Here is a 26108-nt window from a genome sequence, read left to right as displayed (position 1 = left end):
CGGTGGCGGGGCCACCGTCGTCCACCACGAGCACGGTGAGGTCGATCCGGTTCTGCGGCGCCGCGGCGAGGGCGGTGGTGGTCTGCAGCCCTGCGGCAAGCAGACCGGCTGCCGCGCAGGCGGCAGCACGACGGGTCGCTCGACCCATAGTTCGGTGTTCCTCCCCTTGAGGAGAGTGGACAGCCCCCGCTAGTCCACCTCAGATGTGCGTATTCCCCCGTACCGCGCGGTCCTCCGCGCGGTGTTCTGCGGACCATGGTGGTGCAGAACTAGCTGCTCGTACCCCCGAATGGGTGAGAGTGCAGCGAATCTGTCATAGACGTTCACTTGTGCGCCATGTTGACCACGACCTGGTCGTTAAGGAGCTCTTAAGGAAACATAATCCAGTTCGGATCATGACAACTCTTGCTTTATGAAGACGTCTCACCTGTCGGAATATGTCGTGTGCACCCCCGCCCCGGCTGCCCTCGGGCGGGTCGAGTTCGTACCCTGGTCGGGTCCCCGCCCGCGCATCCAGGAGGAGTCCACGTGACCGAGCAGCCCATCATGGCCGACGCGGAGCCGGCCGCCCGCAGTCTCGGCCTGTCGGGCGCGGTCAACGCCCGCGACCTCGGCGGCTACCTCACCGCCGACGGGCGGGTGGTGCGCGGCGGCGTCGCCCTGCGCAGCGACGGCCTGAACCGGCTCGGGGAGGGCGACCTGGAGCTGCTCGCGGCGCTGGGCCTGCGCCACGTGGTCGACCTGCGCAGCCTGGAGGAGGTCCGCGAGGCCGGCCCCGACCGGGTCCCCGGCCTGCCGGTGGCGGACGTCTCGGCGACCGAGCTCACCGCCGAGCCGATGGTGCTGCCGGCCGTCGGGCCGGACGGCGTCACCCTGCACCACCTGCCCGTCTTCGCGGCCGACTTCGACATCTACGTGGCGCTGCGCGAGGCGCTCGCCGACCGCGATCCGGACAAGCAGCGGGCCCTGCTCGGCGAGGGCCGGGCGGCGGCGATGATGACCGGCCTGTACCGCTGGTTCGTCACCGACCCGGTGGCCCGCGAGCGCTTCGCGGCCGTGCTGCGGCTGCTGGCCGCGCCCGACGGGCCGCCGGTGCTCTTCCACTGCACGGCGGGCAAGGACCGCACCGGCTGGACCGCCGCGCTGCTGCTCACCGCGCTGGGCGTGGACCGGGAGACGGTCTTCGAGGACTACCTGCTGACCAACGAGCGCTCCGGCGCGATCGTCGAGCAGGTCGTGGAGAGCTTCGCCACCCGCGGCCTGATGCGGGAGCCCCGGCTGCTGCTGCCGCTCTTCCGGGCCGAGCGCGGCTACCTGGAGACGGCCTTCGCCGAGGTCGAGGCCGGCTGGCCGGACTTGGGGGCGTTCTGGCGCGAGGGCCTGGGGTTGGACGACCTCGTGCTGGCGGGGCTGCGCAGGAACCTGCTGGCGGACTGACCGGGCCGGCCGCGGTTGGGGGCCACGGCAGGCCCCCGACCGGCCGGTCAGGACTCGCTGGTCAGGCCCTCGCGCAGCTGGGTGAGGGTCTTGGTCAGCAGCCGCGAGACGTGCATCTGGGAGATGCCGATCTCCTCGCCGATCTGCGACTGCGTCAGGTTGCCGAAGAACCGCAGCATGATGATCCGGCGCTCGCGGGCCGGCAGCCGGGCCAGCAGCGGCTTGAGCGACTCGCGGTACTCGACCCCCTCCAGGGCGAGGTCCTCGTAGCCCAGGCGCTCGGCCAGCGGGCCGTCGCCGTCCTCCTCGCCGGGGCTGGAGTCCAGCGAGCTGGCCGTGTAGGCGTTGCCGACCGCCAGCCCCTCGACCACGTCCTCCTCGCTGACGCCGAGGCAGACGGCGAGCTCGGCCACGGTCGGCGAGCGGTCCAGGCGCTGGGAGAGCTCGTCACCGGCCTTGGTGAGCGCCAGCCGCAGCTCCTGCAGGCGGCGCGGCACCCGCACCGACCAGCTGGTGTCGCGGAAGAAGCGCTTGATCTCGCCGACCACGGTGGGCATCGCGAAGGTCGGGAACTCCACCCCGCGCTCCGGGTCGAACCGGTCGATCGCCTTGATCAGGCCGATCGTGCCGACCTGGACGATGTCCTCCATCGGCTCGTTGCGGCTGCGGAAGCGGGCCGAGGCGTAGCGCACCAGCGGCAGGTTGAGCTCGATCAGGGTGTCCCGCACGTAGCTGTGTTCGGCGCTGCCGGCCGTCAGCGTGGCCAGCCGGCGGAAGAGCGCGCGCGAGAGCGTGCGGGTGTCCAGGCCGGGGCCGATCGAGGAGGCCGCCCCCGCGGTGGGGCCGACGGGCGGTGCGGGCGCCACCGGGGCGTCCGGGGTGGTGGCCGGGGCCGGGATCGCGACCGCGGCGGGCGGGGCCTGCGTCGGCGGCGCGGACGACGGACGCTCAGGAGCGTGCTCGGCCACCGCCGTGCTGCCGTGGATCTCTGCGCTGCCCAGCTCTGCGGACATGCACCCACCCCCTCGTGACTCGTCCAACGGGAGCCGCCCCTCGGTGGTTCCCCGGTATCCGCCGAATGATCGGCGGCCCCCACCGCTTGCTTACCGGAACACGGTCCCCGGCAAACCCGAACGTCGCAAGATGTCACTCGGCAGTAACGCGCAGCGACCCGCCCATCGCTCACTCCTCCCAGGAGTTGCCGGTCCGCAGCCGGGTCAGGATCCGCGACAGCAGCCGCGAGACGTGCATCTGGGACATCCCCAGCTCGTTGCTGATCTGGGACTGGGTCAGGTTGGCGAAGAACCGCAGCATGACGATCCGTCGCTCCCGCTCGGGCAGCTGGACCAGCAGGTGGCGGACCATGTCGCGGTGCTCGACGTCGGTCAGCGCGGAGTCCTCGTAGCCGAGCCGGTCCAGCAGGGCCAGCCCGCCCTCGTGCTCCTGGGCGGCCTCCAGCGAGGCGGCGTTGTAGGCCCGGCCGGCGTCCAGGCAGGCCCGCACGTCCTCCTCGGGGATCCGCAGGTTGGCGGCGATCTCCGGCACCTTGGGGGTGCGGCCGTGGGTGACCGTCAGCTCCTCCATCGCGCCGCTGACCTGGACCCAGAGCTCCTGGAGGCGGCGCGGCACGTGCATGGTGCGCACGTTGTCCCGGAAGTAGCGCTTGATCTCCCCCAGGATGGTCGGCAGCGCGTAGGTGGGGAACTGCACGCCGCGGCCCGGGTCGAACCGGTCGATGGCGTTGATCAGGCCGATCGTGCCGACCTGGACGACGTCCTCCATCGGCTCGTTGCGGCTGCGGAAGCGGGTGGCGGCGTAGCGCACCAGGGGGATGTTGACCTCGATCAGGGCCGCCCGGACCTGCTCGCGCTCGGGTGCCTGGGCGGGGAGTTCGGCCAGCCGTTCGAAGAGCACCCGGGTCAGGGTGCGCACGTCGATGGGTCGCCCGGCCAGCTCCTCGGGGAGTTCCTCGGGCAGTTCGTCCACCGGCTCCCCGGCCGGCCGGGGGGGTGCGCCCTGGGGCCGGACCGGCTCCGGGGGGTCGTCGGCGCGGTCGGGCGCGGGCACGGTGCCCGCGAGACCCTCGCTCCTGGCGCGGGCACTGCCCGTGCCGGTGTCCGGCGTATCGTCCTGGATCCGCACGGACGCGTCACCCTCCCTCGGTTCACCACCTTGTCCTGCCCGGCGAAATCGGTCATAGCATCACAAGCCGGGCACTGTTCGTTCAAGCACCCGGTGGAGGCGTGTTGGTGGGGGCGGGGGTGCGGGTGAGGGCCGGTCGGCCCCCGCCGCCGGGCACGCCGCGGCCCCCCGGTCTCCGGTCGCCCTCCTGGGGAGGTGACGGGAGGCGGGGGGCCGTTGGGTCGTGCGGGTGCGATCGATGGAGTCGGTCGGAATCAGACCTCGAAGTCGGCGACCACCAACGTGGCGATCTCCCGCCACTGCTGGGCGACCTTCACGTGCGCCGGATGGGTGGCGTACGCCTGCAGCGCCGCCTGGTCGGCGACCAGGCTGTTGATCGCGAAGTCGTAGGCGACGTCGCGCGGGCTGACGTTCCAGCCGTGCTGCCACTCCAGCAGCTCGGGGATCTGCTGGTCGAGACCCTCGAAGCCCCGCGCGGCGGCGAGCGCGCGCTCGTCGTCCTTGGCGATGCCGTCGTTGAGCTTGAACAGGACGAGGTGGCGGATCACGGGAGAACTCCTAGCGGCGCGGAGGGTGCTGGACCCGGACACGGTAACCCGGCGGGTGGTGCCACCCGCGGGGTGTCCAATGCGCGGTCGCGGGCGCGCGGCGCATCGGCCGTGACGGGTGGGGCGCTCGGTACGAGGGGGGGCTATTTGATCAGGCCGGTCATGAACGCGCCGATCGACTTGGCCGCGTCCGAGATCCCGACGAACCCCGATTGGACCAGTTCGGCCGCGCGTGCGGGCGAATGGATGATCGTGTACACCACGAATATCAGCAGGAGGTACATGCCGATCTTCCTTGCCTGTGCCATCGAACCGCCCCTGTTTCCGACGCCGCGCCCCGCTCGTACCCTCCATCGCACGCGCCTCGGTCACCCGAGCACGTGTACCAGGGCGCAGCTTATCCACCGGACGGCCTAGCGCAGGTGTGCAACACGTTCACCCGCCAGGACGAAGGTCCCGCACAGCGGGGTCCTTGTGCGGATGTCCGCCGGTGGCGCGGGCGGCAGGATGGAGGACGTACCGGGGACCTGGCAGGAATCCCCGGTACGTGGGTCCGGAGCTCCCCGCTGTGGGACCGGGCGCCGCGCTTCCCCCCGACGCGGCACCGGTTGTGGGACTCCGCCAGGGGGAGCGGCCCGGTCCCCCCGGGGCCGCTCCCCCCACTCCTGTTCCCCGCCCTCCTCCCCCCGGTCCGGTCCATCCGGGCCGGCGCGCCGTCAGCCGCGCGCGATGAAGCGCACCTCCGTCTCGGGCACCAGCCCCAGCTCCTCCCCGGTCACCGGCTCTCCCGTGCTGATCAGGATGTTGTAGTGGTTCGGGAAGTGGCAGGCGTCGAAGCCCAGGACGGTGCCGACGGGCCGCCCGCCGATCCAGACCGTGTCGCCCGAGTCGATCACCCCCGCGCGCGAGATCTCGGTGAACCCGAGGAAGCCCACCCGGTCCACCCGGGTGCCCGCGGTGGCGTCGTCCACGTCGGTGCTGACCAGTTCGTGCAGCTCGCCGGCCCGCACGCAGCGGCTCCGGTAGGGCTCCACCGTCATGCCGCGGTCCTCCCGGCGGTGGAGCAGGACCTTCACCAGCTCACCGGCCACCGCGCGCTTGGCGCCGTCCTGCCGCTCACCGCCCTGCCGCTCACCGTCGGGCCACCCGTCCGGTGTGGAGCGGGCCGGCGGCAGGTGGGCCGGTCGGCTGGTCGTGCGGGTCATCGGGCCTCCGTCAGGATCGTGGGCGTGCCCTGGGGGGCGGGCGCGGCCAGGGGGGTGGCAGGGATGGCGGCGGGGCGCGGCAGGCTGCGCGGGACGGCGGGCGAACGCTCGGCCCGGTAGGCGGCCGCGACCAGGTCGAGGGCGGCCAGGCCGCCGTCCCGGTGGGCGCCGGGATCGTCCAGCGCGGCGCCGAAGGCGGCCAGGATGCCCCGGTACTCGTGCCAGAGCGAGGCCTTGAAGCCCTCGCTGCCGGCCAGCATGTCGGCGTGCAGCACCCGGCCGTCGGCCAGCGTCACCTCGACGTCCTTCAGCTCGCCCGGGTACGACCAGTCCAGCTCGACCCGGGCCCGCCGGGCGGCGGCGGCCGGGCGGGCGGAGGTGGCGCCGGGCCGCGGGCCGCTCGGCCGTGGACCGTTCGCGGCCGGGGCCAGCTCGATCACCGCCTGCCGGTCCAGGCCGGCGCGGTCGCGGTCGATCCGCACCGCGGCCACCGCCAGCTCGTCCTCGCCCAGCAGCAGGCGGACCAGGTCGAAGGCGTTCGGCCCGTTGTCGGCCACGCAGCCGCCGCCGCACCGCTCCGGGTCCAGGTACCAGCGGTCGCCGCCGACGTGCTCCTCGATCATCTCGAAGTAGCGCACCACCACCCGCTCGACCGGCGAGCCGGCCCGCGCGCAGGCCGCCGCCAGGTCGAGCACCGGCGTGTTGTACCGCCGGTGGAAGGCGGTGAAGAGCGGCACCCCGCGCTCGGCCGCCAGCACGGTCAGCGCCCGGGCCTCGGCCGGGTCGGTGGCCAGCGGCTTCTCCACGCAGACCGGCAGGCCGGCCGTCAGCAGGTCGCGGCAGACCGGCGCGTGCGCGTCGTTGGGGACGGTGACGATCACCCCGGCCAGGTCCCGGTGGGCGGCCAGCAGCGCCCGGTGGTCGCGGTAGCCGGGCACGCCGGCCGCGCGGTGCGGGGCCAGCCCGGCCTCGGTCAGGTCGCAGACGGCGGCCAGCCGCAGCGTGGGGTCCTGCTCGATGGCGGCCAGGTAGAAGCGCGAGATGACGCCCAGGCCGACCACCGCGAGCCGTCGCGGGGCGGTGGCGGTGGCGGCGGCGGTGAGCCGCTGCGGGGCGTTCACGGCCGGCCGCCGATCGGGCGGGGCGCGGTGAGTCCGGTGGCGGCGGCCAGGTCGGTCAGCTCCTGGAAGCGGGCCGGGGCCAGGCGGACCCCCTCGCGCAGTTGCCGCTCGGCCCGCTCGGCCTCCGGCCGGCCCGGGTAGCCGACCGGGCGGGCCGGATCGACCGGCGGGCAGTCCAGCAGGGCGCCGAAGAGCCCGCCGGCGTCCCGCTCGAAGTCGGCGCCGTCGCGCAGCGCGCCCGGGGCGATCGCCAGCGCCAGGTAGCCGATGTCGTCGTCGCGCCCGCCGGGCCCGCCGTCACCGTCCAGCGCCGCCCGGTCCGGGCCCAGGCCCGCGCCGGCCAGCAGCGCGCCCAGCACCTCCACCACCAGGCCCAGGCCGTACCCCTTGTAGGAGCCGGTCTGCGGGCCCGAGCCCAGCCAGAGCAGGTGCGCCTCGCCCCGGTCGAAGGCGGCCGGGTCGGTCACCGGGCTGCCGTCGGCCGCGGCCAGCCAGCCGGCCGGCACCCGCTGGCCGGCCCGGGCGGCGGCCCGGATCCGGCCGGTCGGCACCGCGGTGGTGCTCATGTCCAGTACGAACGGCGGGTGCGCCCCGGCCGGGGCGGCCACGCTCAGCGGGTTGGTGCCCAGCATCGCCAGCCGCCCGCCCGGTGGCCGGGCGATCCGCTGCCGGCCGCAGTTGGCGGCCAGCACGCCGATCACGCCCCGGCGGGCGGCCCGCAGGGTGTGGAAGCCGGCGCAGCCCAGGTGGGTCGCGCCGCGCACCGAGACCAGCCCGATGCCGTAGGTCCCGGCCCGCTCGATGGCCAGGTCCATCGCGTCGGGCGCCGCCCACAGGCCCAGGGCCCGGCGGTCGTCGCGCAGGACGGCGGCGCCCCGGTCGGCCAGCGTCTCGGGCTCGGCCAGCGGGTCGGCCCGGCCCTCGTCGAGCAGCGGCAGGTAGAGCCGGGTGAGGTTGACCAGGCCGTGCGAGGTCAGACCGGTCAGGTCGCCGTAGCACAGGGCCGCGGCGGCGGTGGCGGCCCGGGCGGCGGGCAGGCCGCGGGCGGTGAAGACCTCGGTGGTGAAGCGGAGCAGTTCGGCGTAGCGGATCAGCACGGCGGGGGCGGTGCTGTGGGCGTCCGGTGCGCCGCTCTCCCCGCCGCTGTCCTCGGCGGGGTCGAGGCGGGCGCCGTCGCCCTCGGCGGCGCTGGGGTGGGGCAGGGCGGCGGCCTGCTCGGCGGCCTGCTCGGCGGCCGGCGCTGCGGGGGGCGCGGTGCGGGCCTGTGCGTTCGGCTGTGCGGTCGGCGCTGCGGGCGGCTCCGCGGGTGCGAAGGGATCGGTGGGGGTGAGCGGTGCGGCCAGGTCGGGCATCAGCTGCGGCATGCGGGGCGGTCCTCCTCGGCGGTGGCGGGGCGGGGGAGCGGGGTCGGCGCGGCGCTCTGCCGGTGCTGGGCGGTGCCGTGCGCTCTGCCGTGCGGGTGCTGTTCGGGTTCGGTGCTCCGCGACCGCCGGAGGTCGGCGTCGAAGGCGGCGAGCAGGTCGGCGACGGTGCGGGCGAAGCCGGCCAGCTCCGACTCGCGGACGAACTCGCCCTCGGCGTGGGCGTTGTTGCCGTCCAGGGTGCCGGGGCCCAGCACCACGGTGGCGGCGTCGGCGAGTCCGGCCAGCCAGATCGCGTCGCAGGTGAAGGCCGGCTCCTGCGGGGGACAGCCGGGCACGCCGGCGGCCGCCAGCAGGCCGGGCAGCCAGCCGTCGTCGGCGGTGGGGGCGACCAGCGCGGGCAGGCCGCGCTTGAGCCACTCCAGCCGGGTGATCCGCACGGCGTCGACCGCGGTGCGCGCCAGCAGCGGGTTGGCCGCGAACCGGTCGGCGAAGGCCCGCAGGGCGTCGGCGACCCCGCTCGCCACCGCGGCCTCCAGGCGCTCGGCGGTGGCCGGGTCGGGGTAGGCCAGGTTCAGCAGCAACTCGCCCTGGCCGTACACCCGGTTGTGCAGTCGCCCGGTGTGCAGGCCGGCCACGCAGAGCTGCCCGGCACCGGGGGTGACGTTGGCCGCCAGGTGCTGGGCCAGGAAGCCGAGCAGCACCGTGGCGTTGTGGCCGGCCGCCGGACGGTCGTCCACCGCGTCCTGGCCGGTGACCTTGATCCGGGCGGTCATCGCGGCGGTGGAGCGGGCCAGCGCGCGGTTGCCGGTGGGTTCGCAGAACACGTTGAGCCGGCCGTAGTGCCCGGCGGCCACCAGCGGGCGGGTGCCGATGGTGCCGAGCGCACCGCCCTCCTCGCCGGCCACCGCCTGCACCAGGATGCTGATCCGCCGTTCCAGGCCCGGCTGTTCGGCGAGCGCCGCGCGCAGACCGGCCAGCAGCGCGACCGCCGGGCCCTTGGCGTCCACCGCGCCGCGGCCGTGGAAGACCCCGTCCCGGTGGCTGATCGGCTGCCGGCCGGCCACGGTGTCCAGGTGGACGTTGAACATCACCGTCCGCCGGCGCGCGGCGGCGCCGCCCAGGCGCAGCAGCAGGCTCGGCTGGCAGGCGAGGAACTCCGGTGAGGCGGCGGCGGCTTCGCGCACCAGCAGCGGTACGTCCGGGCGCTCGGTCCAGGACTGCTCGGGGGCGCGGTGGCGCAGCACCTCGAAGCCGAGGGCCGCGGCGGCCTGGGCGTAGGCCTGTTGGGCCTGCCAGAGCTGCGGGGCCGCGCCGGGCGCCTCCAGCGGGCCGGCGGTCGGCAACTCCATGAGTTCGAGCAGCAGCCGGTGGTCGCCCGCGCTCAGCACGGCACGAACTCCAGTCCGGCCACGGTGGGTTGCCAGTCGGCGCCGTCCTGCGCGGCCAACTCCTCGGCCAGCCGGCGCAGGGCCTGGCCGCAGGCGGCGAACGTGGCGCGGCAGTGGGCGGGTTCGGCGCGGTAGTGCTCGTGCGGGCGGACCGCCAGGTGCGGTTCGATCGACCAGCTGCCGCGGTAGCCGGCCCCCAGCAGCAGCCGCAGGCAGTCCGCCACCGCCATCTCGCCCTCGCCGGGCAGGCGGTACTCGGGCGCCTCGGGGCCGCTGGCCGCGTCCTTGACCTGCACGTGGCGCACGTACGGGGCCAGGGTGCGCAGCAGGGCCAGCGGGCGGTAGCCGTGCGCCGCGCCGTTGCCGGTGTCGAAGAGCAGGCCGAAGGAGTCGGTCCCGGCCGCCTCCAGCAGGCGCAGCGCCCGGGTGGCGTCCCGGCCCGCCCAGCCGGAGCAGTTCTCGTGCAGCAGGACCAGGCCCAGGTCGGCCGCGCGGCGGGCCAGCACCCGGATCCGGCGCAGCACCTCGCGCTCCCACTCCAGCTCCGGCAGGCCGTCGTTGGGGTAGGACATGATCCGCACCCGGTCGGCGCCCAGCACCGCGCAGCGCTCGGCCAGCACCTCGAGCTCGGCCAGCTCCTGGTCCAGGTCGCAGCTGATCGGCCGCGCCCAGCCGCCGATCCGGGAGGCCACCACCGGGACGGTGAGTCCGGCCTCGGTGATCCGGGCGGCGGCGCGGGCGAACGCCGGCCCCGGCAACAGGTCCAGCGGGATGCCGTCAATGGTCCTCAACTCGATCTGTTGCCAGCCGAGTTCGCGGACGGCGGCGAGCTGGCCGGCCAGGTCGGCGGCGGCCTCGTCGGCCACGCCGCAGTAGCTGATCCGTCCGGCGCCCAGGGGGCCGGGTGGCGGCTGTGCGGCGCTGCCGGTGCCGGTGCTGCTGTCGGTGGGGGCGCCGGCGGCCGGCGGGGCGTGCGGGTGCGAGCTGGACAGCTCAGTGGACATGGGACAACTCCCTTTGCCTCGACTCTGGTTCATGGAGGAGGAGATCGGTGCCGCTGAGCCGCTTGGCGTCGCCCAGCAGTCGCACGGCCCGCACGTGCGTGTCGAACCCGGCCGAGGGTGGGACCGGTCCGGCCAGGAAGCGGGCGTAGGTCTGCCGCAGGTAGTTGCCGAGCGAGTCGTCCGGGAAGACCTCGCGGCTCTCCACCCGCCGTCCGGAGAGCCGCAGTTGGGCGTACTCGTCGTCCGCGCTGCCGGGGAAGTGGCCGACCGCGGTGCCGTGCGTGAAGCGCAGCGTGATCCGGCGTTCGCGCACCGGCGAGGTCAGGTCGGAGACGATCTCGGTCCGCACCCCGCCGTGGTGGGCGAGCACCAGCCGGGCGCCGCCCAGCGCCGGGCGCAGCCGCTCGCCCACCCGCAGGTCCCGGGAGCCGGCCTGGACCACCTCCGCGTCGCCGGCCAGCCGCAGGGCCACCCCCAGCGAGTGCGGGATCTCGACGTCGAAGGCGGTGGGGTGGCCATCGGTGAGCAGCGAGCGGCGGAAGCGCGGCTTGTGCTGGCGCACGGTGATCCGGCGCAGTTCGCCGAGCTCGCCGTCGTGCACCAGGCGGGCCAGCCGGTCGGTCAGCGAGCTGGCCAGCCAGGGCGCGACCACCGAGACCTCCAGCCGCCGGCCGTGCACCAGCTCGGCCAGGGCCGTCAGATCGGCCGGGTGCGCGGTCAGCGGCTTCTCGATGATCAGTCGGCGAAATCCCAACTCTGCCAGCTCGGCCACCAGTTCCGCCCGGCGTCGCGGCGGGGTGCACAGGTGCACCACGGTGCGGGCCGGGTCGAGCACCTGCCGGGCGGCGGCCGGCGAGGCCACCAGGCGGACCTCGGGGAACTCGGGCGCGGCGCTCGCCCGCGGGTCGACAGCCAGCAGGGGCGCGCCGGCGAACAGGTGGCCCGACTCGCGGCGCAGTCGCAGCAGGACGGGCAGGTGCAGCCCGGCGCCGGCGCGGCCGAGCCCGACGACAAGCGTGCGGAACATCGCTCGGTGCCTTTCCTCGGGGGGTCGGCGTCAGCGTGCCGATCATGGTGACGGCAAGTCAATTCGCTTTGGGGTGTTCCTTCACGAACGAGTGGATTATGCACAATCAGCACTCTTTCGACGGTATGCGACTTGTCGGCCGACGTACCCTCGGTCCCCCCGAGCCGAGATCAGCCGGATCTCCGTGGCCCGCCCCGTCCTCCCGAGGGGGAGCGTTGGACAGCCCCGTCACCCCGACCGCCGCCGTGCCGCGCCAGAGCGCCGCACACCGACCGGTGCCCTTCTTCACCCAGGCCAGGACCTTCGAGGACCTCTGGCCGCTGATCGAACGGCACGCCGAAGAGGTGCTGGACGACGGCAAGTTCTCGCACGGCCACAAGGTCGCGGAGCTGGAGCGCGAGCTCGCCCGGTACACCGGCGCCCGGCACGTGATCGGCGTCAACAGCGGGACCGACGCCCTGGTCCTGCTGCTGCGCGCGGCCGGACTGCGGCCGGGTGACGAGGTGGTGGTGCCGGCGTTCAGCTTCGCCGCCTCGGCGACCTCGGTGGTGCTGGCCGGCGGACGTCCGGTCTTCGCCGACGTCGACCCGGTGACCTACGCGCTGGACCCGGCCGCCCTGGAGGCCGTCCTCACCCCGCGCACTCGCTTCGTCATGCCCGCCCACCTGTTCTGCCGGCTCGCCGACATGGCGGCCATCGGCGCCGTCGCCGCCCGCCACGGCCTGACCGTGCTGGAGGACAGCGCGGAGGCGATCGGCATGCGCAGCGGCGGCGTGCACGCCGGGCTCCTGGGCGCGGGCGGGGTGCTCTCGTTCTTCCCCACCAAGACGCTCGGCGCGATCGGCGACGCCGGCGCGGTGCTGACCGACGACGACGGGATCGCCGCGGCCGTCGACGCGTTGCGCCACCACGGGCGGTTCGGGCGGACCATCGCCGACTTCCCGGCGATCAACACCGCCACCACGGTGGCCGGCTTCAACAGCAAGATGGACGACCTGCAGGCCGCCGTGCTGCTCGCCAAGCTCACCCGGCTGGACGCTGACATCGCCCGCCGGGCCGAGCTGGCGGCCGGCTACGAGGAGCGCCTGGCCGACCTGCCCGGCGTGCTGCGCCGCCCGCCGGTGGGCGGGGTCGAGGGCCAGGTCTTCTACGTCTACCTGATCGAGACCGAGCGCCGCGACGAGCTGGCCGCCCACCTGGCCCGGCACGGGGTGGAGACCGAGACCTACTACCCCTCGCCGCTGCACCTGCAGCCGTGCTTCGCCGAACTCGGGCACCGGGTGGGCGACTTCCCGGTGGCCGAGGCGGCCTGCCAGCGGACCCTGGCGCTGCCGCTGTACCCGGAGCTGAGCCTGGCGGAGCTCGACGGCGTCTGCGCGCTGATCCGCGACTTCCACACCGGGTCCGCCGCCGGATCTGGCGCCGCATCCGCCGCCGGATCCTCGACTGGAGAGGGTGCATGAACACCACCGAGCTGACCGACATCCCGTTCTTCCCGCCCGACCTCTTCGAGGACGACCGGCAGGTGCTGCTGCGACTGCTCCGGGAGACCGGTACGGCCGCCTCCCAGCGGTTCATCCTGGGCGAGCAGACCGCCCGCCTGGAGCGGGAGTTGTGCGAGCAGCTGGGCGCGGCCGACGTGGTCGCCTGTGGCAGCGGCACGACCGCGCTGACCCTGGTGCTGGCCGCCATGGAGATCGGCCCGGGCGACGAGGTGGTGGTGCCGGCCTTCGGCTGCGCGCCGCTGGCCTCCAGCGTGCTGGCCCTGGGCGCGCGGCCGGTCTTCGCCGACATCGACCCGTGGACCATGGTGGTGGACCCGCGGGCCGTGGAGCGGCTGATCACCGAGCGCACCAGGGCGCTGATGCCCGCGCACATGTTCTCGGTGATGGCCGACCTGCCGGCGCTGGCCGCGCTGGCCGAGCGGTACGGGCTGCGGCTGGTGGAGGACTCGGCGGTGGCCCAGGGCGGCGTGCTGGCGGGGCGGCCGGCCGGGCTCTGGGGCGAGGCGGGGGTGTACTCCTTCGTCCAGGTGAAGACCTTCGGGATGCCCGGGGAGGGCGGCGCGGTGGTCACCCGGGACGCCGAGATCGGCCGCACGGTACGGATGTTGCGCAACCACGGGCAGGACGGCAGGGAGCGCTTCCGGCACCACCGGATCGGCTGGAACAGTCGCTTCGACGAGCTGCAGGCCGCCTTCCAGCTGCACCGGCTGCCCGGGCTGCCGGCCCGGCTGGAGCGGCGGGCGCGGATCGCGGACTACTACGGCGAGCGGTTCGCCCCGCTGGCCCAGCACGGCGTGCTCGCCCCACCGCCGGGCCGGGAGGGCCGCTGCTACTACGTGTACACGCTGCTCGCCGACCGGCGCGACGCGCTGCGTGACCACCTGGCCGCCCGCGGCATCGCCTCGCACGCCTACTACCCGCAGGCGTTGCCCCGGCAGGAGGCGTTCCGCCCCTTCGCCCGGCCGGGTGACAGCTGGCCGGCCGCCGACCGTGCGGCCGAGCGGGCGCTGTCGATCCCGGTCTACCCGCACCTGAGTGACCGGCAGGTCGAGCGGATCGCCGACGCGGTCACCGAGTTCGGCTCCGCCTGAGGCCAGTTGACGATGATCCGACCTATCGCCGCACCGGACGTCGAAGTGTCCGGCCGGGCGGTGGCGGACGGTCGGCTGGTCCGGCCGAGTGAAGATCCTTGCCCGTCCGGGTGATCTCCGTGACCCCCCGAACGGGGTTGCGGCGGGCGGGCGGTGGACCAAGATCTCTTGGCGGACAAGGGCTCCCGGTGATCTTCGGGGGAGGGTGCGCGGGCGACCCGCCGCGACACGTAGAGTGACTACGTATGCGCTCCGTGTGATCCACTGGCGCCGCAGTCGGGCACCGGGCTCGACATGTCCAAGGAGAAGTCCATGCGTTTCACGCCCAAGCGTTCCGTCGTCATCGCCGCCGTCTGCCTGCTCGCCGGCGGGGCCGCCGGCGTGAGCGTGCCCGCGATGGCGTCCAACACCAGCGCGCACCGCAACGCCAACGTGCCGAACGTGACGCTCGACTTCAGCGGCACCAACGACGAGCAGGCGGTCGCCAACACCGTGGGCGTGGCGTTCGGTGGCAACGCGCGGGTCAAGGACGGCGGCGGCAACGTCATCGGCACCGCCTACGACCTGTGCGACAAGGACTCGATCAGCCCGACCAGCACCACCGCCTTCTGCGCGGGCGAGATCGTCTTCAACGACGGTAGCCAGGTCTCCTTCAACGTGGTCTTCCCGATCCCGAACGCCGCCAGCAACTACCCGAACGTCTTCCAGGGCGTGATCAACGGCGGCACCAAGGCGTACGAGGGCGTCACCGGCGAGGCCGAGTTCACCGCCAAGTCGCCCGGCGTCTACGACCTGCAGTTCAACTGATCCGGACGCGCCGTCCCGGGGAGCCGCCGATCCGTCGGCGGCTCCCCGCCGCGTGTCACCCGCATTCCCGAGGAGCTCCATGAGCCAGGTGCTCGCCACCGCCGCCCCCGGTCCGGGCTACCCCTTCGACGGCCACGCCGACCACGCGGCCGCCCAGCTCGACTGGCTCCGCGCCGCCTACGACCCCTTCACCACCGAGCGGTTGGCCGCCACCGGACTGCGGGCCGGCTGGCACTGCCTGGAGATCGGCGCGGGCAACGGCAGCGTGGCGCACTGGCTGGCCGACCGGGTCGCCCCGACCGGCTCGGTGCTCGCCACCGACCTCGTCCCGCACCGGGTGCCGGCCCGCCCGGGGATGCGCGTCGAGCGTCACGACATCGTCCACGACCCGCTTCCCGAGGGCCGGTTCGACCTGGTGCACGTCCGGCTGGTGCTCCAGCACCTGCCGCGGCGCGCGGCGGTGCTGGCGAAGCTGCGCGGTGCGCTGCGGCCCGGCGGCGTGCTGCAGGTCGACGAGTTCGACGTCAGCTACGGCCCGGTGCTCACGGCGCCGGACGAGGACTCGGCCCGCCTCTACGAGCGGTTCCTGGCCGCCAAGCAGCGGGCGCTGGAGGCCAGTGGCGCCCGGGTGGTCTGGGGGCGCGAGTGCCCGGCCGAGCTGGTGGCGGCGGGTTTCACCGAGGTCGACCCGCAGCCGCGGATCACCCTGTGGCGGGCCGGTCACCCGGGGCTGGAGCTCCTGGTGAGCCACACCCACAGCCTGCGCGAGCGACTGCTGGCGGCCGGGCTGAGCGAGCAGGACCTGGTGGAGGTGCGCGCGGTGATGCGGGACGCGCGCTTCAGCGCCGCCTCGGCCGTCTTCTACTCGGTCCAGGCCCGCCGGCCGCACTGAGCCCACCCGAACCACCGCACGCAGCACACCGCACCGCGTCCCGGGCGCACGCACCCGGGGCGCGCGGAGAGGAACCCGAACCCCCTTGGACACCACCGCCGTTATCGCCCGGCCCGAGCGTCTCGCGCGACCTGCCGCGGCCGCCACCTGGCAGGTCTACGTCCGCCTCGCCAAGCTGGACATCTACGACTACTACCTCGCCACCCCGCTGCTGCTCGCCATGCTGCTGCCGGGCGCCGGCACCCTCGGCGCCGCCGGGTACGCCGTGCTGGGCCTCTTCCTGCTCGGCGGGGTCGCGATGTTCGCCGGGCTGTGCGCCTTCGACGACGTCACCGGCCACCGCGACGGCAGCGACGCGGCCAACTACGGTCCCGACGCCCCCGCGCGGCGCCTGGCCCGCAAGCCGTTGCTCGCCGGCGCGCTCGGTGAGCGGCAGGCGATCCGGTTCGCCTGGTCCGCCGTCGCCGTCCAACTCCTGTGCTGGGGCTCGGCCGTGCTGCTGGCGCCGGCCCGCCCCTGGTGGGCCCTGGCCCTGACGGCGGCCTGCGCCTTCGCCGGCTTCCAGTACTCCTGGTGGCTGCGGCTGAGCTACCGCGGCTGGCAGGAGTTCCTGCTCGCCGGCTACGGCTGGGTATTCGTGCTCGCCCCCTACGGCCTGGTCACCGGCCGGGCGAGCGGCTTCGCGCTGGTGCTGGCCCTGCTCTTCGGCCTGGGCCCGCTGCTCTTCGGCGTGTACTCCAACGTCAACGACATCGCGGGCGACCGCGCGGGTGGGCGGCCCCCGCACGGTCGCCGTGCTGGCCTCCGCGCGCGGCAACGCGGCCTTCGTCGCCGGGCTCTCGCTGCTGGAGGCGTCCCTGCTGGTGCTGCCCTCGGTGCTGGGGGTCGCGCCCTGGTGGTTCGCCGCCCTGACCGTGCCCGTGATCGCCCTGCGGGCCGGGCAGTTCACCCTCGGGCTGGTGGCCGGCGAGATCCTGCGGGCCCGTCGGCTCGGCATCCACACCCACCGGGTCTGCTGCGCCCTGCTGGTGGCCGCCTGCCTGCTGAACGGCGGTGCGCTGTGAGGCTGTTGCCCGGCCCGCGGCCACTGGACCTGGGCCCACTGCTGGAGACGCTGGCCGAGCGCGGTTCGCCCACCGTGGTGCGGCTCAGTCGCCCCCTCGACCTCGAGCCGGAGCGCGGTACCAGCTGGACCATTCCCCAACTCGCGGAGCTGGTACGGGAGATGTCGGGGGTCCTGACCGCCGCCGGGATCCGCCCCGGACACCGGGTCGCGGTCCACAAGCGCAACCACTGGGACTACGCGCTGCTGGCCGCGGCCGCCGCCCGGATCGGCGCGGTACCCGCCCTGCTCTCCGACCACCTGACGCCCGAGGCGCTGGCCGTGCTGCTGGCCCGCCTCGACCCCGCGCTGCTGGTCTCCGACCGCTACACCCTGGCGCTCGGCGGGGTCCCCCCACGGGTGCGCACGCTCTGCCTGGACGGCCCGGCGCCGGGTGCCATCGACGGTGCGACGCTGCGCGGCGGCGCCGTCCCGCCGATCCACCGGCGGCCCGACGACGAGCCGTTGGTGATCAACCACACCTCGGGGACCACCGGCCTGCCCAAGCTGGTCATCCACTCCACCACCACCCTGATCCGCAAGCTCACCTCCTTCGAGGCGCACCGCTGGCCGGTGCTCTCGGTGCGCCCCGAGGACACCGTCGCCAGTGCCATCGCCTTCTCGCACGGACGGGCGGTCTCCTGGACGATCTCCGCGCTCTGGGCCCGCCCGCGCACCCTAACGATCCTCGCCGATCCCGAACCGGCAGGCGCCGCCCGGCTGTTGCGCGCCCACCGGCCGACCGTCCTGGAGGCACTGCCGGCCACCTACGTGCGCTGGCAACACCTGGCCGCCGAGCCGGACAGCCCCTTTCGCGACATGCGGCTCTACATCAACACCTTCGACGCCATGCACCCGCCCACCGTGCGCGCCTTCCTGGCCGCCTCCCGGCGGCGCGCCCCGATCTGGATGCAGGGGTGGGGCCAGACCGAGACCGGACCGCTCACCTTCCGCTTCCTGACCCGCCGTTCGGTGGCCGCCCGCGAGCTGCGCCACCCCACCACCCGCGACCTGGGCCGCCCGGTGCCCGGCCGGATCGGCCTGCGGGTGGTCGACCCCGCCACCGGGCGCCCGGTGCGGCGCGGCGAGCCGGGCGTCGTCCTGGCCCGCACCCCGGGCCTGTGCGTGGGCTACGCGGGCGAACAGCAGCGCTGGGCGGACAAGTCCGCGGGCCGCTGGTTCAACACCGGCGACATCGGGGTGCGCACCCGCTCGGGCCGGCTGCGGCTGCTGGACCGCGAGGTGGACATGATCCCCGGGCTGAGCTGCGTGGAGCTGGAGGACGTCCTGCACGACCGGCTGCCCGAGGTCGAGGAGGCCGTGGTGCTGGACGCGGGCCGCGAACGCCCGCCGCTGCCGGTGCTGGTCACCCGCGGGGGCGGGCTGGACCCCGAGCAGTGGCGCCGCGCGGTGCGCGATCTGCCGGTGCTGGCCGAACCGTTGCTGCTCGGCTGGGACGCGGTGCCGCGCACCGGCACCGGCAAGGTCCGCCGCCAGGAGCTGCGCCAGCGCTACCTGGCGGGAGCAGCGGCCTTCGGCACCGGACGGTGGACGTGACGGCGCCGGGCGCGGCGCGGCCGGGCTCGGCGCCCGGCGTGGCGAGCCCGCCGCGGGGGCCGGGTGGCGGCCGCCCGGACCTCGACGTGGCCGTCATCGGCGCCGGCCTCGCGGGACTGGCCACCGCCCACCGGCTGGTCCGGGCCGGCCGCTCCGTCCAGGTCTTCGAGGCCGCGGACCGGGTCGGCGGGCGGATGGCCTCCACCGTGGACGACGGCTACCGGATCGACGAGGGCGCCGAGACCATCGCCGCCCGCGGCTACCCCGCCACCTGGCAGCTGATCCGCTCGGTCGGTCTGACCCCCGCCGAGGTGCTGCCGATCGACCACTCGCTCGCCCTGTGGCGCCGGGGCCGCGCGCACGCCCGGCTCGGCCATCCCGCCGGCCTGCTCACCGGCGCCGGGATGTCCGCGCGCGGCCGACTGGACTGGCTGCGCTTCGGCGCCACCCTGGCCCGCCCGATGGACCTCGACCGTCCGGAGGCCACCCCCTTCGGCGAGCTCACGATCCGCCAGGTCGCCGACCGCTACCACCGCGACGTGCACGACGCACTCCTGCAACCGCTCTCCGGCTGCTTCTTCGGCTGGCACTCGGAACGCTCGGCGATCGGACCGATGGCCGCCATGCTGGCCGCCGTCGGCGGAGTCGCGGCCCGCTGGATGACCTTCCGGGACGGCATGGACACCCTCACCCGCGCCCTCGCCGCCCGCCTGCACGTCGCCACCGGCTCGCCGCTGGCCCAGCTCACCGAGCACCCCGGCGCGGTGCGGCTGTGCTTCGCCGACGGCCGCGAGCTCACCGCCCGCCAGGCCGTCCTCGCCCTGCCCGCCCCGCAGGCCCTGGCCCTGCACCCCGGCCTGCCCGCCGACGAGCGTCCCTTCCTCGCCGCCAGCGGCTACACCCCGATGATCAAGGTGATCTGCCGCCTCGACCGCGCGCTGCCCTCACCCACCCGCAGCCCCAGCTACGGCCTGATCGTGCCCGGCAGCGAGAGCCGCGTGCTGGCCGGCGCGATCCTCGACCACCTCAAGGCCCCCGGCCGGGTCCCGCCCGGCCGAGGCCTGGTCAGCCTGCTGCTCGCCCCCTGGGCCGTCCCCGGCCTGCTCGACCCCGCCACCACCTCGGACGCCGAGATCACCGCGCTCGCCACCACCGAGGCCGACCGCTTCCTCCCCGGCCTGCGCACCGCGCTGTGCGGCGCCCACGTCCGCCGCTACCCCCACGGCCTGCCCGAAGTCACCCCCGCCGCCGTCCGGCTGCGCCCCGCCTTCCTCTCCCGCCCCCTGCGCCGCATCGACTACGCCGGCGACTGGCTCGCCCTGCGCCCCAACAGCGAAGCCGCCGCCGCCTCCGCCGGCCACCCCACCCACCGCCTCACCTCGGCCCCGACCAGGACCGCTCGGTGACCTCCCCCGGGCTCAACGGGACGTCATCGGCCGATCCCGCAGGTCGGTGTCGAGGGTGACCGGCGGTCCGCCGAAGGGCGTCGAGGGCCGTGCGGGCGCGGTCAGCGCCCCGGCGAGCACGAGTCCGAACCCGACCAGCTGGAACGGGGCGACGAACACGGAGAGCACGTTCTGGGCCATCAGGGGCCCGAAGGCCCGCATGAGGGCGTCGAGACCCAGCGCCATGCCGAGGAAGGACACGATCGGCCCGGCCAGCATGACCAGGCAACCGGCCAACGCCAGACGAGCGTTGCGCCCCCTGCGGCGGACGAACACGGCGGCCACGATCGCGCCGACCAGCGGCGTGAGGGTCGCGATCCCGCTGAGCAGCAGTGACAGCAGGGCCGCCCGCTGGATGTCGGTCATGGGACTCCCCCTGGATTCCGTGCACGCGGGGCCCCGCGCACCGCGCGAAGATACCGGCCCGGCCCCGCCGGGTACAGCCGTTATCGCCGAGGCACACGAACACCCGGCGACCGGGAACGCGCGAAGGCGCCTACGAGATCTCGTAGGCGCCTTCGTCGTCCTGCTCTGGCGGTAGCGGTGGGATTCGAACCCACGGTGGAGTTGCCCCCACACACGCTTTCGAGGCGTGCTCCTTTGGCCGCTCGGACACGCTACCGAGGGAGACTCTACCGGACGGGTCGGGCGGGGACGAAATCGTTTGGTGGGGGTGGGTCAGCGGTGGGTGTCGAAGAAGGCCCGGAGCTGGGCGCCGCACTCGTCGGCGAGGACGCCGGGGACGACCTCGGGGCGGTGGTTGAGGCGGCGGTCGCGGACCACGTCGAAGAGGGAGCCGGCGGCGCCGGCCTTCTCGTCGAGGGCGCCGTAGACGACGCGCTCCAGGCGGGAGAGGACGATCGCGCCGGCGCACATGGTGCAGGGCTCGAGGGTGACGACCAGGGTGCAGCCGGTCAGGCGCCACTCGCCGACGGCGGCGGCCGCCTGGCGGATGGCCTGGATCTCGGCGTGGGCGGTGGGGTCGCCGACCGCCTCGCGCTCGTTGTGGCCGCGGCCGAGGACGGTGCCGGCGGGGTCGAGGACCAGTGCGCCGACGGGGACGTCGCCGGTGGCCGGGGCCAGGGCGGCCTCGGTGATGGCCAGGCGCATCGACGCCGTCCAGCGGTCGCGCACCGGGTCGGGGCGCACCGGGGCCGGGAGCGGGGCGAGGGCGGGGTGGGGCTGCATCCCACCAGTGTCGGGCACGGGCGGGGCGGGTCCCTCACCCCGCCCGTGCCCCGCCCGGGTCAGCGCACGGCTTCCAGGACCTCGGCGCAGCCGAGGGCGTCGGCGATCTCGTTGAGCGCGTCACCGGGTTCGGCGCCCTCGCCGCTGAGGTCGAGGAGGTCGCCGGAGCTGACGCCGAACTCGCTGAGCAGTTCGGAGTCGCCCAGCGGGCCGACCGGCACGCCGCCGGGGCCGGTGGCCGGGCCCTCGTCCTCCTCGTCGTCGGAGCCGGTGGAGGAGAGCTCGGCGTCCTCGCTCTCCTCCAGTTCGGTCACCAGGCTGTCGAGGTCGTCGAACTCGCTGTCGCCGGCCCGGCCGACCAGCTCCTCGGTGAGGACCACGTCCCCGTAGGAGCTGCGGGCGGCGGCCGCGGCGTCGGAGACGAAGATCCGCGGATCCTCCTCGCCGTCCACCCGGACGACGGCGAACCAGGCGTCCTCCTGCTCGATGAATACCAGCACCGTGTTGTCGTCCTGTGCCGCCTCACGTGCCAGGTCGGCAAGATCGGCAAGGGTTTCGACATTGTCCAACTCGGTCTCGCTCACATCCCACCCGTCCTCGGTGCGAGCAAGCACTGCAGCGAAGTACGCCACCAGGGACACTCCCAAATGGTCTCGGCCGTAGGCGATCTCGGGCGAACGCGGTCTGGCCGCCCCCGCGCCAGAGGCGGTCCGCTGTTCGGACCGTCCCATCGGAATCGTGACAGAAAGGCCGCCTCTGCGGGGAGTGTTCGGCAGCGCGTCTTCGCAGGTCGTGTCGGAATGGCGGCTTTGCGCGGGCGCGGAGCCGCCGCGGGGCCGCCGCGTAGCCGCCGAGGAGGGGGTGGGAAGGGCCGGCGGAGGGCGCGACGGTGCCGCGGGGAGAGCGCGGAGAGGACCGGTGGAGGGTGGACGGAGTGTCAGATCCGGAAGGTGCGCATGCGGAGGGCTTCGCGCATGCGGCGCTCCTTGGTCCGGCGGGGCTGGACCCGAGCCCGCAGCTCACGGGCCTCGGCCAGCTCGCGCAGGAAGACGGCCCGTCGTCGCCGGCGTTCGGCCTCGGTCTCCAGGGGCCGGTCGATCGGCTGGGCGGCGGGCTCCTCGGGGGGTCCGTTGACCGGGCCCGGGCTCCTCTTCATACGGTCTGACTTTCCCAGATGTGTCCGGTTGATACCAGGGGAACGGCACGGGAAGAGCACCCGATCGCTGCCCGGAGGGAGTCGAAGGGCGGATGGGGCGAGGGGAGGGGGCGGGACGCGGGAGGGCGAGGAGGGGAAGGAGGGGGGCGGAGGAGAGAGCGGGGAGGGGAGGTGGCGGCGGTCGTCCGGGCAGCGCGGCGCCGTTAAGGTCGGGAGTATGCGGATCCACGTCGTCGACCACCCCCTGGTGGCCCACAAGCTCTCCACGCTGCGCGATGAGCGCACCGACTCCCCGACCTTCCGTCGTCTCACCGACGAGCTGGTGACGCTGCTGGCGTACGAGGCCACCCGGGACGTGCGGACCGACGAGGTCGAGATCACCACCCCCGTCGCGGTCACCACCGGCACCCGGCTCAGCTACCCGCGCCCGCTGGTGGTGCCGATCCTGCGGGCCGGCCTCGGCATGCTGGACGGCATGACCCGGCTGCTGCCGACCGCGGAGGTCGGCTTCCTCGGGATGGTGCGCAACGAGGAGACCCTCGAGGCGTCCACCTACGCCACCCGGATGCCGGACGACCTGTCGGGCCGCCAGGTCTACGTGCTGGACCCCATGCTGGCCACCGGTGGCACCCTGGTCGCCGCGATCCGGCTGCTCATCGAGCGTGGTGCCACCGACGTGACCGCGGTGGTGCTGCTGGCCGCGCCGGAGGGCGTCGCGGTGATGGAGAAGGAGCTGGCGGGCCTGCCCGTCACCGTGGTCACCGCGGCGCTGGACCAGCGCCTCAACGAGCACGGCTACATCGTGCCGGGGCTCGGCGACGCCGGTGACCGGCTCTACGGCACCGCGGGCTGATCGCCCGCGCACGTGAACGGCGGCGGGGCGGTCCCGGTGGGGGCCGCCCCGCCGCCGTTCACGGTGCCGGGGTGCGTGCGGGTGGGGCTCAGCAGGTGCCGGAGAGCGGGCTGGCGCTGGGCGAGGGCTTGAGCGCCTGGGCCAGGGCCGCCGCGGCGGCGTTCGGGTCGAGCAGGTCGGTGTAGGCGTCGCCGATCACGAAGTCGACGCTGCCGTCGGTGCGGGCGTCGGCCATCGTGGTCGCCCCGCTGACCTCGGAGCCCAGCAGGGTGGCCGCCGCGGCGCCGGTCGACCCGGCGATCAGCTGGGCACTGTTGGGCACCTTCTTGCTCAGCGCCGACGGGGCGTTGCCCACCTTGCCGACGGTGAAGCCGCGCTTCTTGAGCTCGTCGGCCGTCCGGGCGGCCAGACCGGCCTTGTCGGTGGAGTTCAGCACGTTGACCGTGACGGCCTGCGGCTGCGGGATGGCGGTGGTGGCCGGCAGCGGCGTGCCCGCGCCGGCCGAGGCCGCGGCGGAGCCCGCGGCCGGTGAGCCCGCGGCGGGGGAGCCGCCCCCGGCGGCACCGGAGGCCGCCGGGGCCGGCGCGCCGGTGGCGGCGGCCGGGCGGACCATCGGCTTGCCGGAAGCGGTGGTGGCGCAGGCCTGGGCGCTGCCGTGCTTGCTGCGGCCGGTGAAGATGTCGACCAACTGCACGCCGCCGAGCGCGATGAGCGCCAGCGCGAGCACGGAGCCGATGGCCATCAGGACACGGCGGCGGCGCCGCGGGGGTGGGCCCAGGCGCGGGTAGCTGGTGCCCGTGATGCGGAACTGCTTCCCCTTCATTCCCTGGGGAGTCAACATGCTCACAGTCTGTCTCCCCTTGATGGAGAAGGGCAGCCTTTGCCGGCGGGCGACGAATGCGGCCGCCTGGACGGAGGGACGGGATGTCCGGAGCGTGCTGCGACCGTGGTCAGCAGCCTAGTCCGGTTCCTGACGTGAAGGTAATAAATGATCATCATTTGGCGCATGTGGACACTCGAAAGGGTGTACTGACGCTCGATCGGGCGCCCCGTCCGGGTGAGCCGGAGCGCGGCGCCGCCGCTCGTCCGGTACGGATCGTCGGTGGAGCCCAGGCCGGCCTGCCCCGGGCCGAGGGCGTGACGGGGCCGTGGGTGAGCCGGGGGTGGGCACGGACGGGACCCGGACGAGGGCAGCACGAAGCCGCGCGGCCGGTCGCCGGAGGCGGCCGACCGGGGGCCGTGCGGCGCCGGAGCGGGGCTGTGGGGATGAGACCCCGTCAGTCCATCTCCAGGACGCGCGCGTGCAGCACCTGACGCTGCTGCAAGGCCGCCCGCACCGCGCGGTGCAGTCCGTCCTCGAGGTAGAGGTCGCCGTGCCACTTCACCACGTGGGCGAAGAGGTCCCCGTAGAAGGTCGAGTCCTCGGCCAGCAGGGTTTCCAGATCCAACTGGCCCTTGGTGGTCACCAGCTGGTCCAGTCGCACCGGGCGAGGGGCGACGTCCGCCCACTGGCGAGTGCTGGTCCGGCCGTGATCCGGGTACGGCCGCCCGTTGCCGATGCGCTTGAAGATCACACGGAAAGCCTACCGTTTGGGCGGCGCGTGGCACAGCAAGCGCGCTGCTCCGCCGTCCGGGGGAGGTGTCCCACCTGCGTCGACGGCACGAACAACGGGCGAAAGAAACGTGGTGTCGGGCGTGGTGCCGCGGCGCGGCGGCCCCGCGGCGGGGGCTCGGGAGGCGCGGTGTCGGCTCTGCGCTGGGTGGAATATGACGATTTGATAGGAAAGACGACAACGGTACCGCCTACCGAGGAGCGCCCCGGGATGTCCGATCAGACCCCTGCCGGCCGGACCGGCGCCGACCCTGCCGCCGCCGCCACCGCCGGTCCGGATGCGAGCGGTGCCGGCGGCGCGGGGGCGCTGCCGGAGGCCGTGCGGGAGATCGCGGCGGGCTACGCCTTCGAGGGGCCGGCGCTCGAACTCGGCGCCGTCCAGCAGGGCACCGACGCCTACCCGGCCGCCCGGGTGCGGATCCCGCTCGGTGCCCTCAACCGGCACGGCCTGGTCGCCGGCGCCACCGGGACCGGCAAGACCAAGACCCTCCAGCTGATCGCCGAACAGCTCTCGGCCCAGGGCGTCCCGGTCTTCCTCGCCGACATCAAGGGCGACGTCTCCGGCATCTGCGCACCCGGCGCGGCGAGCGATCGCACGGCCGCCCGGGCCGCCGAGGTCGGCCAGCAGTGGACGCCGCAGGGCTGCCCCGCCGAGTTCTACGCGCTGGGCGGCCAGGGCGTCGGCATCCCGATCCGCGCCACGGTGACCAGCTTCGGGCCGCTCCTGCTGGCCAAGGTGCTCGACCTGAACGAGACCCAGGAGAGCTCGCTCGGCCTGGTCTTCCACTTCGCCGACCAGCAGGGACTGGAGCTCTACGACCTCAAGGACCTGGCCTCGGTGATCGCCTTCCTGACCTCGCCGGAGGGCAAGGAGCAGCTCAGGGGCATCGGCGGGCTCTCCGCCGCGACCGCCGGGGTGATCCTGCGGGCGCTCACCGTGCTGCAGAACGAGGGGGCCGGCGACTTCTTCGGCGAGCCCGAGTTCGACACCGCCGAGCTGCTGCGGACGACCGGGGCGGGCGCGGGGGTGGTCTCGGTCCTCGAGCTGCCGGCCGTCCAGGACCGGCCGCGGCTCTTCTCCACCTTCCTTATGTGGCTGCTCGCCGACCTCTACCAGGACCTGCCGGAGGTCGGCGACCCGGAGAAGCCCAAGCTGGTCTTCTTCTTCGACGAGGCGCACCTGCTCTTCAAGGGCGCCTCGAAGGCGTTCCTGGAGGCGATCACCCAGACCGTGCGGCTGATCAGGTCCAAGGGGGTGGGAATCTTCTTCGTCACCCAGACGCCCAAGGACGTGCCGGCCGACGTGCTCGCCCAGCTGGGCAACCGGGTGCAGCACGCGCTGCGGGCGTTCACGCCGGACGACGCCAAGGCGCTCAAGGCGACGGTCTCCACCTTTCCGCGCTCCTCGTACGACCTGGCGGAGGTCCTGACGCAGTTGGGGACGGGCGAGGCGGTGGTGACGGTGCTCTCCGAGAAGGGGGCGCCGACGCCGGTGGCCGCGACCCGGCTCCGGGCGCCGCAGTCGCTGATGGGGCCGGTCGAGCCGCAGGTGCTGCGGGCGGCGGTGGACGGCTCGCCGCTGGTGGCCCGCTACCGGGACGCGATCGACCGGGAGTCGGCGTACGAGAAGCTGGCGGCGCGGGCTGCCGCGGCCGCCCGGGCCA

The 26108-nt window shown here is 74.5% G+C and carries 25 protein-coding genes and 1 tRNA gene; 9 read left to right on the top strand and 17 right to left on the bottom strand.

The window, feature by feature from the left end:
• Positions 1–528: 528 nt before the first annotated feature.
• Positions 529–1437, top strand: a complete 909-nt coding sequence (locus ABD323_RS22115; protein WP_344443597.1) for a tyrosine-protein phosphatase — start codon at positions 529–531, stop codon at positions 1435–1437.
• Between the two features lie 47 nt (positions 1438–1484).
• On the opposite strand, the gene ABD323_RS22110 is transcribed toward ABD323_RS22115, so the two are convergent.
• From ABD323_RS22110 to ABD323_RS22065, 10 genes are all read right to left on the bottom strand, one after another.
• Positions 1485–2450 carry an RNA polymerase sigma factor SigF gene (locus ABD323_RS22110; protein ID WP_344443595.1) on the bottom strand — a complete coding sequence of 322 codons (966 nt, stop codon included), beginning with the start codon at positions 2448–2450 and terminating at the stop codon, positions 1485–1487.
• A gap of 169 nt (positions 2451–2619) precedes the next feature.
• A complete protein-coding gene (locus ABD323_RS22105; RefSeq protein ID WP_425556108.1) occupies positions 2620–3573 on the bottom strand; it encodes an RNA polymerase sigma factor SigF in 954 nt (317 codons plus the stop codon).
• Positions 3574–3833: 260 nt separating this feature from the next.
• Positions 3834–4127 carry a Dabb family protein gene (locus ABD323_RS22100; RefSeq protein WP_344443594.1) on the bottom strand — a complete coding sequence of 98 codons (294 nt, stop codon included), beginning with the start codon at positions 4125–4127 and terminating at the stop codon, positions 3834–3836.
• A gap of 143 nt (positions 4128–4270) precedes the next feature.
• Positions 4271–4411, bottom strand: coding sequence for a hypothetical protein (locus ABD323_RS22095; protein ID WP_344443602.1), 141 nt, complete (start codon positions 4409–4411; stop codon positions 4271–4273).
• Positions 4412–4843: 432 nt separating this feature from the next.
• Positions 4844–5332: a DUF6917 domain-containing protein gene (locus ABD323_RS22090; protein ID WP_344443593.1), complete on the bottom strand. Its 489-nt coding sequence runs from the start codon at positions 5330–5332 to the stop codon at positions 4844–4846.
• A complete protein-coding gene (locus tag ABD323_RS22085) occupies positions 5329–6453 on the bottom strand; it encodes a Gfo/Idh/MocA family protein (protein ID WP_344443590.1) in 1125 nt (374 codons plus the stop codon). Before ABD323_RS22085 ends, ABD323_RS22090 begins: the two co-directional genes overlap by 4 nt.
• Positions 6450–7817, bottom strand: a complete 1368-nt coding sequence (locus ABD323_RS22080) for an Ldh family oxidoreductase (RefSeq protein WP_344443588.1) — start codon at positions 7815–7817, stop codon at positions 6450–6452. The genes ABD323_RS22085 and ABD323_RS22080 overlap by 4 nt, the downstream gene beginning before the upstream one ends.
• Positions 7805–9205, bottom strand: coding sequence for a M20/M25/M40 family metallo-hydrolase (locus tag ABD323_RS22075; protein ID WP_344443587.1), 1401 nt, complete (start codon positions 9203–9205; stop codon positions 7805–7807). Before ABD323_RS22075 ends, ABD323_RS22080 begins: the two co-directional genes overlap by 13 nt.
• Positions 9199–10209 carry a sugar phosphate isomerase/epimerase family protein gene (locus ABD323_RS22070; RefSeq protein ID WP_344443586.1) on the bottom strand — a complete coding sequence of 337 codons (1011 nt, stop codon included), beginning with the start codon at positions 10207–10209 and terminating at the stop codon, positions 9199–9201. Before ABD323_RS22070 ends, ABD323_RS22075 begins: the two co-directional genes overlap by 7 nt.
• Positions 10199–11236: a Gfo/Idh/MocA family oxidoreductase gene (locus tag ABD323_RS22065; RefSeq protein ID WP_344443585.1), complete on the bottom strand. Its 1038-nt coding sequence runs from the start codon at positions 11234–11236 to the stop codon at positions 10199–10201. The genes ABD323_RS22070 and ABD323_RS22065 overlap by 11 nt, the downstream gene beginning before the upstream one ends.
• A gap of 215 nt (positions 11237–11451) precedes the next feature.
• Here ABD323_RS22065 and ABD323_RS22060 point away from each other — a divergent pair, with 215 nt between their 5' ends.
• The 6 genes from ABD323_RS22060 (at position 11452) to ABD323_RS22035 (ending at position 19596) form a co-directional block, all read left to right on the top strand.
• Positions 11452–12699 carry a DegT/DnrJ/EryC1/StrS family aminotransferase gene (locus tag ABD323_RS22060; RefSeq protein ID WP_344443583.1) on the top strand — a complete coding sequence of 416 codons (1248 nt, stop codon included), beginning with the start codon at positions 11452–11454 and terminating at the stop codon, positions 12697–12699.
• The gene (locus ABD323_RS22055) at positions 12696–13832 is read left to right on the top strand and encodes a DegT/DnrJ/EryC1/StrS family aminotransferase (protein ID WP_344443581.1); all 1137 of its coding nucleotides are present in this window, start codon (positions 12696–12698) and stop codon (positions 13830–13832) included. Before ABD323_RS22060 ends, ABD323_RS22055 begins: the two co-directional genes overlap by 4 nt.
• 312 nt (positions 13833–14144) lie before the next feature.
• Positions 14145–14639, top strand: a complete 495-nt coding sequence (locus ABD323_RS22050) for a hypothetical protein (RefSeq protein ID WP_344443580.1) — start codon at positions 14145–14147, stop codon at positions 14637–14639.
• Between the two features lie 79 nt (positions 14640–14718).
• Positions 14719–15531, top strand: a complete 813-nt coding sequence (locus ABD323_RS22045) for a class I SAM-dependent methyltransferase (RefSeq protein ID WP_344443579.1) — start codon at positions 14719–14721, stop codon at positions 15529–15531.
• An 85-nt stretch (positions 15532–15616) separates the two neighbouring features.
• Positions 15617–18190, top strand: coding sequence for an AMP-binding protein (locus ABD323_RS22040; RefSeq protein WP_344443577.1), 2574 nt, complete (start codon positions 15617–15619; stop codon positions 18188–18190).
• Between the two features lie 86 nt (positions 18191–18276).
• The gene (locus ABD323_RS22035) at positions 18277–19596 is read left to right on the top strand and encodes a protoporphyrinogen/coproporphyrinogen oxidase (RefSeq protein WP_344443576.1); all 1320 of its coding nucleotides are present in this window, start codon (positions 18277–18279) and stop codon (positions 19594–19596) included.
• 12 nt (positions 19597–19608) lie between these two features.
• Here ABD323_RS22035 and ABD323_RS22030 read toward each other — a convergent pair whose 3' ends face one another.
• The 5 genes from ABD323_RS22030 to ABD323_RS22010 form a co-directional block, all read right to left on the bottom strand.
• Entirely contained in the window at positions 19609–20001 is a 393-nt protein-coding gene (locus ABD323_RS22030) for a hypothetical protein (RefSeq protein WP_344443575.1), read from the bottom strand.
• A gap of 166 nt (positions 20002–20167) precedes the next feature.
• Positions 20168–20257: transfer RNA gene (locus ABD323_RS22025), tRNA-Ser, on the bottom strand.
• A 56-nt stretch (positions 20258–20313) separates the two neighbouring features.
• The gene (gene tadA / locus ABD323_RS22020) at positions 20314–20823 is read right to left on the bottom strand and encodes a tRNA adenosine(34) deaminase TadA (protein WP_344443574.1); all 510 of its coding nucleotides are present in this window, start codon (positions 20821–20823) and stop codon (positions 20314–20316) included.
• 59 nt (positions 20824–20882) lie between these two features.
• Entirely contained in the window at positions 20883–21407 is a 525-nt protein-coding gene (locus ABD323_RS22015) for a tRNA adenosine deaminase-associated protein (RefSeq protein ID WP_425556107.1), read from the bottom strand.
• 353 nt (positions 21408–21760) lie between these two features.
• On the bottom strand, positions 21761–21979 hold the full coding sequence (locus tag ABD323_RS22010; protein ID WP_344443573.1) for a hypothetical protein: 219 nt from the start codon (positions 21977–21979) through the stop codon (positions 21761–21763).
• A gap of 217 nt (positions 21980–22196) precedes the next feature.
• On the opposite strand from ABD323_RS22010, the gene upp reads away from it, so the two are divergent.
• The gene (gene upp / locus ABD323_RS22005; protein ID WP_266295966.1) at positions 22197–22832 is read left to right on the top strand and encodes a uracil phosphoribosyltransferase; all 636 of its coding nucleotides are present in this window, start codon (positions 22197–22199) and stop codon (positions 22830–22832) included.
• Between the two features lie 88 nt (positions 22833–22920).
• On the opposite strand, the gene ABD323_RS22000 is transcribed toward upp, so the two are convergent.
• Both ABD323_RS22000 and ABD323_RS21995 read right to left on the bottom strand, forming a co-directional pair.
• Positions 22921–23673 carry a LytR C-terminal domain-containing protein gene (locus ABD323_RS22000; RefSeq protein ID WP_344443571.1) on the bottom strand — a complete coding sequence of 251 codons (753 nt, stop codon included), beginning with the start codon at positions 23671–23673 and terminating at the stop codon, positions 22921–22923.
• Between the two features lie 436 nt (positions 23674–24109).
• The gene (locus ABD323_RS21995; RefSeq protein WP_030273186.1) at positions 24110–24406 is read right to left on the bottom strand and encodes a type II toxin-antitoxin system VapB family antitoxin; all 297 of its coding nucleotides are present in this window, start codon (positions 24404–24406) and stop codon (positions 24110–24112) included.
• A 249-nt stretch (positions 24407–24655) separates the two neighbouring features.
• On the opposite strand from ABD323_RS21995, the gene ABD323_RS21990 reads away from it, so the two are divergent.
• Positions 24656–26108: helicase HerA-like domain-containing protein (locus tag ABD323_RS21990; protein WP_344443570.1), on the top strand; the 1453-nt coding region annotated here is incomplete at its 3' end.

Origin of the sequence: Kitasatospora nipponensis (genome assembly GCF_039528135.1) — a bacterium.
GTDB lineage: Bacteria > Actinomycetota > Actinomycetes > Streptomycetales > Streptomycetaceae > Kitasatospora > Kitasatospora nipponensis.
This window is presented reverse-complemented; position numbering and strand designations above follow the sequence as displayed.

Coding starts and splice junctions, on each gene's coding strand:
- ABD323_RS22090 (WP_344443593.1), bottom strand. CDS start 5,332: ATGACCCGCACGACCAGCCGACCGGCCCACCTGCCGCCGGCCCGCTCC.
- ABD323_RS22030 (WP_344443575.1), bottom strand. CDS start 20,001: ATGACCGACATCCAGCGGGCGGCCCTGCTGTCACTGCTGCTCAGCGGG.
- upp (WP_266295966.1), top strand. CDS start 22,197: ATGCGGATCCACGTCGTCGACCACCCCCTGGTGGCCCACAAGCTCTCC.
- ABD323_RS22065 (WP_344443585.1), bottom strand. CDS start 11,236: ATGTTCCGCACGCTTGTCGTCGGGCTCGGCCGCGCCGGCGCCGGGCTG.
- ABD323_RS22070 (WP_344443586.1), bottom strand. CDS start 10,209: ATGTCCACTGAGCTGTCCAGCTCGCACCCGCACGCCCCGCCGGCCGCC.
- ABD323_RS22110 (WP_344443595.1), bottom strand. CDS start 2,450: ATGTCCGCAGAGCTGGGCAGCGCAGAGATCCACGGCAGCACGGCGGTG.
- ABD323_RS22000 (WP_344443571.1), bottom strand. CDS start 23,673: ATGTTGACTCCCCAGGGAATGAAGGGGAAGCAGTTCCGCATCACGGGC.
- ABD323_RS22055 (WP_344443581.1), top strand. CDS start 12,696: ATGAACACCACCGAGCTGACCGACATCCCGTTCTTCCCGCCCGACCTC.
- ABD323_RS22010 (WP_344443573.1), bottom strand. CDS start 21,979: ATGAAGAGGAGCCCGGGCCCGGTCAACGGACCCCCCGAGGAGCCCGCC.
- ABD323_RS22045 (WP_344443579.1), top strand. CDS start 14,719: ATGAGCCAGGTGCTCGCCACCGCCGCCCCCGGTCCGGGCTACCCCTTC.
- ABD323_RS22080 (WP_344443588.1), bottom strand. CDS start 7,817: ATGCCGCAGCTGATGCCCGACCTGGCCGCACCGCTCACCCCCACCGAT.
- tadA (WP_344443574.1), bottom strand. CDS start 20,823: ATGCAGCCCCACCCCGCCCTCGCCCCGCTCCCGGCCCCGGTGCGCCCC.
- ABD323_RS22050 (WP_344443580.1), top strand. CDS start 14,145: ATGCGTTTCACGCCCAAGCGTTCCGTCGTCATCGCCGCCGTCTGCCTG.
- ABD323_RS22095 (WP_344443602.1), bottom strand. CDS start 4,411: ATGTACCTCCTGCTGATATTCGTGGTGTACACGATCATCCATTCGCCC.